Annotated in this window: 4 protein-coding genes and 1 pseudogene; 3 read left to right on the forward strand and 2 right to left on the reverse strand. The window is 38.0% G+C overall.

Annotated elements, in window-relative coordinates; genetic code table 11:
• Positions 1 to 1,455 (forward strand): annotated as a pseudogene (locus tag A9239_RS19550) (hypothetical protein); the annotation flags it as partial.
• 1,306 nt (positions 1,456 to 2,761) lie between these two features.
• The gene (locus tag A9239_RS11820; RefSeq protein WP_230629243.1) at positions 2,762 to 3,412 is read left to right on the forward strand and encodes a hypothetical protein; all 651 of its coding nucleotides are present in this window, start codon (positions 2,762 to 2,764) and stop codon (positions 3,410 to 3,412) included.
• A gap of 94 nt (positions 3,413 to 3,506) precedes the next feature.
• On the opposite strand, the gene A9239_RS11825 is transcribed toward A9239_RS11820, so the two are convergent.
• Together A9239_RS11825 and A9239_RS11830 are read right to left on the reverse strand one after the other, a co-directional pair.
• Positions 3,507 to 3,809, reverse strand: coding sequence for a hypothetical protein (locus A9239_RS11825; RefSeq protein WP_048119186.1), 303 nt, complete (start codon positions 3,807 to 3,809; stop codon positions 3,507 to 3,509).
• Between the two features lie 371 nt (positions 3,810 to 4,180).
• Entirely contained in the window at positions 4,181 to 5,776 is a 1,596-nt protein-coding gene (locus tag A9239_RS11830; RefSeq protein WP_048119183.1) for a BatD family protein, read from the reverse strand.
• Positions 5,777 to 6,332: 556 nt separating this feature from the next.
• Here A9239_RS11830 and A9239_RS11835 point away from each other — a divergent pair.
• Positions 6,333 to 7,082 (forward strand): Nif3-like dinuclear metal center hexameric protein, encoded by a 750-nt coding sequence (locus A9239_RS11835; protein ID WP_048154944.1) that lies wholly within the window; start codon positions 6,333 to 6,335, stop codon positions 7,080 to 7,082.
• The last annotated feature ends 74 nt before the right edge of the window (positions 7,083 to 7,156 follow it).

Here is a 7,156-nt window from a genome sequence, read left to right on the forward strand (position 1 = left end):
CAAGATCCAGGAAGCTATACAGTAACACTTACGGCAACTAATGATGCTGGCAGTGACGAGAAAATAAAAGCCAGTTATATAGTAGTAAAAGAATCTGCAACGAATACAGAGTCCACAGTGAATACAGCGGAAAAAACGGTTGCCAAGTCTTCTGCATCTTCAAAAGAATCCACAAAGGATATAGAATCCACAACGAATACAGCGGAAAAAACGGTTGCCAAGTCTTCTGCATCTTCAAAAGAATCCACAAAGGATACAAAAATAAGCGCAAGCAAAATTGTTTCATTAAGTTATCTTCAAGTAGCAGCTGAAACTGACCCCGCAAGATCTCAGGGCAAAACAACTCCTGGAGCTACTGATTCTGTGAAAATTGTTGAAGCCGCTTTGGTCGAGGAAGGATATCTCGATGATACCTATGCACATGATGGAGCTTACGGATCCGCTACAATCAATGCTTATAAAAAATGGCAGGAGTCGTTAGGTTCCCCAGCAAAATATTGTGACGGAGTACCAGGAAAGACAGATTTGACCAAGCTTGGTAATAAGTATGGATTTACAGTGGATGCATCTACAGTCTCAGACTTTTATCTATATCGCTCAGAGGAAGATACTACAAAACTTAATAATGCAGATAGTAACAAGGAAACAACACCCAAATATACAAAAGTGACAAAAAGTAATCAGGATTCATTATTAAAACCATCAAGCGCATCCAAAGTTGATACCTCGTCTAAGGTTTATTCTGAACCAGATGTAAGAGTAGTCAGTGCAAAGCTAGATAGTTCCAGAGAATACATTGAAGTAGATTACTATTTAAAATCTGATTTTTATTCAAATAGTCGCACAGGCACTTCTTTTTCAATTGGCTACAAATTTAATAATCCACAAATAAACAGAGTTTTTGAAAATGAATTTGTAGATATTAATCAACCCAAAGGACATTATGTGGCAAAAATACCATATCCAGGGATTAACTTTGTGGATAAAGAACCAATGTCGGGGATTATTGCCAAAGTAACTATTTACACCCATTATACAACAGCATTTGGTAGAGACGGAAATGACCACTATAGAGCAAAGGGAATAACATTATCTACAGCACCAACTGGAAAACCATATGTTAGTGATCCTCATGTAGTTGATAGGTTCGACGTAGCAAAGGGATTTGTCATATCAAAAGCTACAGGAATTGGTATAGCTCTTTATTCTAAAATACCGAATGTAAAAAAATTAGGCATATTATTGACCGTGTTTGGAGAGTATAAAGATATAGATGAAAAATTTGGATTAAATACAGCGCCTCCCGATCTTTCGGTAGGTCAAATCATTCAAACCACTACCTGGTTTGATGATGATAATGGGTACGAAAACATAAAGATGTGGCAAAATCAGGAGGCTTTTGATAACCACTTAACGCCTATATATGATGCTAACATCTCTTGGCCTGTTCCATAATTACGATGTCAGGACTGTTAGTACAGGCATATCTTTCCCGTAACTATGTTAAGTTTATCATAGTTACGGGAAAGACAGACCAGATAATCTAATTGTTTTGGAGGAAATTTCCTTCAAGAATTAACTGCATAGAGAGATAATAGTTTATCAGGCTGGATTTTCTGGCTTACCTTTCGCGACATTGCTCACCCTTAAGTGCATAGGCCAGATACCCGCCTGCCTTCAATGACTTGGTACAGTGATTATCATAAAACCTATGAGTTTTCACTTCCTTTGAGCCAATTCCTGTGACAAATCACTGGAAATATCAGTTAAATCAATGTTTTACAATAAAACCTCTGCATTTTAATTGGTTAAATCCAAGCTTTAGGCTCTTTAAACATGTTTTTTAGTTATCAAGTTAATTAGGAAATTTCTGACACTCCTATAAAACATCTGAATAGCAGAAGTTCTGACACATAGGTAATTTGGGATGACATTGTTTAATTTTAAAATCCTTCAATGCAGAAAATTATCGTAACTTTTGCATATAATTATTTCAAATTTGGCTTGCTATGTTTTTTTCCTGTTTCTTACGTTTAATGAATACACGTATCGGCAGGTAAAGTAGAGGGGTCTAATTTTTGTGCTCTCTTGATATCGTTTTTTCTTATTCGTCGTTTTTGCACCTATAGTTTATGGAATACGACTAAACAAAAAAATATAGGCACGTTCACCCAATAACGTTTCATCCTGTTAGTTAACAAGTCCGAACAGAACATCCTTTCTTAATTGTCATTTTTGAAGGGCTGCCTAAATATTTCATTTCCACAAGAAATCGAGGTAAAAATTAAGGTGATATATAAATTAAGTATTACAAATTGTATTATCTTTCATACTAATTGTGTTAATGATCTAGAACGTTTTTGCAGTGGGAAAAATTGTGATTCTGGCCTATTTTGGGGTTGGCATATTTCGACTGCAAATTAATAGACACATTGGATTGAAATTTAATGTCGTTATTGAACTGAAACAATCCAGGCTTTATAACTATGTTGAACTTGATAGTCTTATATTTGAGATCTCAATCAGAGTTTAACATTAAATAAAGAGTATACAAAATTAATGCTATTAAGTAACAATATTAGTTTGTTATATAATATTTTTAAAAGTTACAATTTTATACTTAAGGGTAATAAGTTAATAACTGAATTTTAAAGCCTAAATTTTTACTTCTCGAACTTGGAACATTGAAAAAAGCTTCGTTTTCTATTGTACTTCGGAAGGAAAGGCCCCGGAAGAAGCCTTTGCCCATACTGCCAGGACTATGGAAGGCTCAAAAATCGGGGAAGCTTTTCAGGAAATTTCAATGAACCTGCTCAGTATGAGGACAAACCTCAAAGCTGCAATTTTTGATGAAGATTTCGGAGCCTTCAGGCACGTATATTCGGAAAGAATCCGAAACACAATGCTCCTTTTTACGGAAAGTGTCCACAAAAACCATGAAGCTGCAGGCGCCTCGATTATAAAGCTTGCAGACCATCTAAAAGAGCTCGGGACAGTCGAGGAACGAATCCGGCGCTCCCTTTACGACGTCACCTCAACCATGCGCTCCACGGCTGTGATTTTTGCTCCACTCATTGCAGGGATTACCCTTGCCCTGTCTGAGGTTATTACGAAAATTCTGAGCCAGGTAGCTGAAAGGGTAAACCGAATTCCTGCCGATATGTCAGGAATGCCTGTTGAAATCGGGCAGGCAGCATTTTCCCAGTCAATTTCTCCGGACCATTTCCTGCTTGCAATAGGGATTTACATTGTCCTGATCAGTGCTATCCTTACTCGCTTTGCAGGTTCGGTGGAATATGGAGGAGACCGGACGCAGTTGAAATATGATCTGGCCTGCATGCTCCCAATTTCAATTGCGATATTTGCAGTTTCTACCGCAACCTCAAGGATTATCTTCAGGGGGTTGGTGTGAAATAAGAGTTATAGTAAACTGGTGATTACTATCCATTCAAAAACTGATTTCAAAGCAAGAACTGATTTCAAAGCGCAAATAAAAGAAAGGGGCTTTAATTACCCCCAAAAAAATTAAAAGTTATATTCGACAAATTTGCATTCCTAAAATCGAACCAGTACTGTTCTATCGTATTGACAATACCTTGATTATTCACAGTATTGGCAGATCCATTTACAATATTCTGTGCTCCAGAGTCATTTATTTCAACAGGCTGTGTACTGTCTGAATCTGGCATCACAGGATCGGTTGTCTGTTCAGATGCATCCCCAAAATAACTTTTTACAATGTTATAACTAGTAACTCCCATAATTCCACAGTCAAACTTCTTGGAAGATCCCCAGTCTTTATACGACATGGTTTTATTCTTGTTATAAAAGGCTGTTACTTCCTTCCGTTGGGGTCCGAACCATCTATAGTATGCCTCATATCGTATCCTCTTTATATTGAGTGAGTAAAAGTAAATTTCATGTATTTACTGAAAATTTAAAAATTTAATTAAATTTGAGAAACAACCTTAAGCGATGTACTCAACTTTATAACTGTATGATTAAATTGTTGTGCATTTTTCAAGTTGGAAAATTCTCCATTCAATTTGAAGAGAATACATAAAAAGTAATGAAAAAAGTTAATTGTAATGGAATGAGGCTTTTTTCTCAGTAGATTCTATTTAATACAAGAGGTAAATGCCCTGGAAAGTCCAGAGCATTCGAAACTCTCAATTTAAGTTCAGGTACGTCTTCTTCCCAGGATGCCTGTAACTGCGAAAAGTCCTGCTATAGCAAGGACAGGACCAAACCCGGGAGTATCTTCGGGGTCTTCATTTTGCGCCGGAACTGATGATTCATCTTTTTCCTGATTGGAATCAGTTTTTCCCTCAGGCTGCTTGCTGCTTCCTTCAAGAGAAATCGGTACTCCTACATAAACAACAGGAGTATCCGAAACAACCTCTCCTGAGTATTCATCAAGGTCAAGGAAACTTGCTTTGCATGCAGGCAGATGGATTTCCCCTTCTTTATGCATTTGAAGGATATAGGTTACTTTTTTTGACCCGCCGCCGCTTTCGAGAATCTGCTTGAAACTGGTTTCCCCGCTTATTAGTTTAGCTTCAGGAGGTACGGTGTCGGTTACTGTCACACTTGAATCAACGTTTCCTGTGTTTTTTACAGTGATCGTTACGGTCAGTTCATCTCCGGAGTTCAGTTGCTGTCTGTTAATGGTTTTTGTAACTGAGATATCAGGCCCATAAATTTTTACCTTTTCCGAGTTATTGGAACCTGCGTCTCCGTTCTGCCCATTAGGCAGGATAAAATTAGCCGTTGTTTTTGGGAAAGTGAATTCTCCCGGTTTTTCAGGAATCAGGGTGTATTCAAAAACTTTTTCAGCTACTTCTCCGGATTTAAGGGAAAGGGTCTTCTCGAGCACAGCGTCTTTCTTAAGGTGCGTTTCGGAAGCGATCGAATCCTTAAGTACGATATCATCTATGTCGCAGAGCCCTGAGTTCCGGACATTGACCGAGACATGGATAGGCTTTCCCATGTGATTATCTCTTGTAATAAACTTTGAAATAACAAGGCCCCATTTTTTTTCTATTTTTATGACTTTGAAGCCTATGTCTTCGTACTTCTCGTTCCTTACATCCTCGCATGTAATTTTTGCAGTTATATTAAGGTTAGTGTCTTCCCAAGGTTTGGGAGCTTTCAGTGTAAGGTTCACAGGTTCAAGAGTCTCGTCTTTAAGAACATCTCCAAGTGTGTACTTTTTTTTTCCTTTAAGGACATCCATTCCGGCTGTGTCTATTGTTAGAATGGCATTTTTAGCTTTTGCGTCTCCATCGTTTTTAATCTCTATTGAGACATCGAGTACACTGTCTCCGGTAGATTTTGAATCATATGTGTCCTTTTTGGTTTCAACGTCTATGTCAAACTCTGGTTCTCCTTTTATAAGGATATCCAGTTTAGAATAAGGGTTCCAGTTTCCTGTCTTGAATTCCTTTCCATCCTTCTTGATAGTCTCATAATTCGGGTCCACTTTCTGGGCATAAACCTTTACCCTGTCGTTATATACGACTTCCATGCCTGCGGAGAGTGGAGAAGTCTTCAGTTTTTCCCTATCCATTGAGATTGAAACAAACACCTGTCCTTTATCGTTGAAATCTTCTGCCTTTATAACATAATCATTAACTGTTACTGTATCCCCCCAGTACAGTGTTTTTCCATCCAGTTTCTCTACCCACTCGATGTCTTCTTCCGCAAGAGCGGTCATTGAGAAAGCCGAAATGAAGAAAACTGCAAGTAATGCAATCAGTGCAAGCTTCTTAGCCATAGTTACCTTCCTTGAATTTTATCCTTTTATATCGAATCTGCGCACTGGAAGCATGCATTTTGAGCTGCTGTAATAGATACGGCTCTTTAGTTTTTTTATATTTTATAAATTATATCTACTTACTAACGGTTTTATTCACGAATGATACCAGTCATATGATATCAGCCGTATTTTACTATTCGATGCATTGATTTTGCCCCAGCACTCCCTATGATTTACACTTTTCTAATTCACCATTAATTTATTAACTCTAATTTTATGGCTTTCTTATTAAAGTCAAGATCACTATCAATTAGTAACTCTATGATTTGCTGGTCTAGATTGGGTATGGTCTAGACTGGTTTGTATTAAAGTCGTTTTGAGAAGAAATAGTTTAAACTCTATAAATTATCTTGGTATCAAGTATTTAATTTTTTGTACTGTTTGCAATCTTTAATAAACTTCTTATATCAGAGTTGTTTTCTTTTCAAGGCAGGGTATCTTCTTAAACGAAGAAAGGAGGTCCTCAAGTTTCAATTAAGATCAGCAGTCCCTTCCGGATGTAAGAGGTTTTTTCATGGAACTTATAAAAGTTGTAGAAATTCTCGAAGAAATTGCACCACCTGAACTTGCTGAAGGTTTTGACGAAGGCAGGATCGGGCTAATTCTCAACCTGGAAAACAATATAGAAAAAATTGCAGTTGCCCTTGATGCCAGTTCTTATGTGCTTAAGAAAGCTGCAGAAATGGGAGCAAATCTTCTGGTCACCCACCACACCCTTATCTTCCATCCGATAAACAAAATCTCAAAATCCCTGGCTGAATCCCTCAGGCTTGCCCTTGATAACGGGATATCCCTTTACAGCATGCATACAAATTATGATAGAGCCGAAGGAGGCATTAATGACGTGCTTGCTGCAAGGCTTGGGTTAAAGAATCTCAAAAATGTGGAAGTCGGTAGAATAGGAGAGGTTGAACCCTGTACTTCGGCTGAACTGGCTTCCAGTGTCTCGGAGACTTTGCAAACGCCTGTCATATATGCCGGAGAAAAAGAGGAAATAAGGCGGGTAATGGTTTTCGGCGGCAGTGGCTTTGCAACTGAGTTCCTTGAAATTGCAAGGGCAAATAAAGTTGATGCCTTCATATCTTCCGAACTTAAGCATAATATTCTCCGCGATTATGAGGACCTCTGCCTGATTGATGCCACTCACTATGCCACTGAAAATCCAGGCATGGAGGCTTTGTGCTCCAGACTTCGTAAAATTCCTGGGCTCAAAGTGGAGTTCATCGAACAGCCTTCCGGACTCAAGGCGATTGATAAAACCTGAACATTTTTCCGGATTCTAGTCAGTGAGGAAGATCCTGAAAAACTCAAACTAAATATAATACTTTAATTAAAATA

Origin of the sequence: Methanosarcina sp. A14, assembly GCF_001729375.1 — an archaeon.
Lineage (GTDB): Archaea > Halobacteriota > Methanosarcinia > Methanosarcinales > Methanosarcinaceae > Methanosarcina > Methanosarcina barkeri.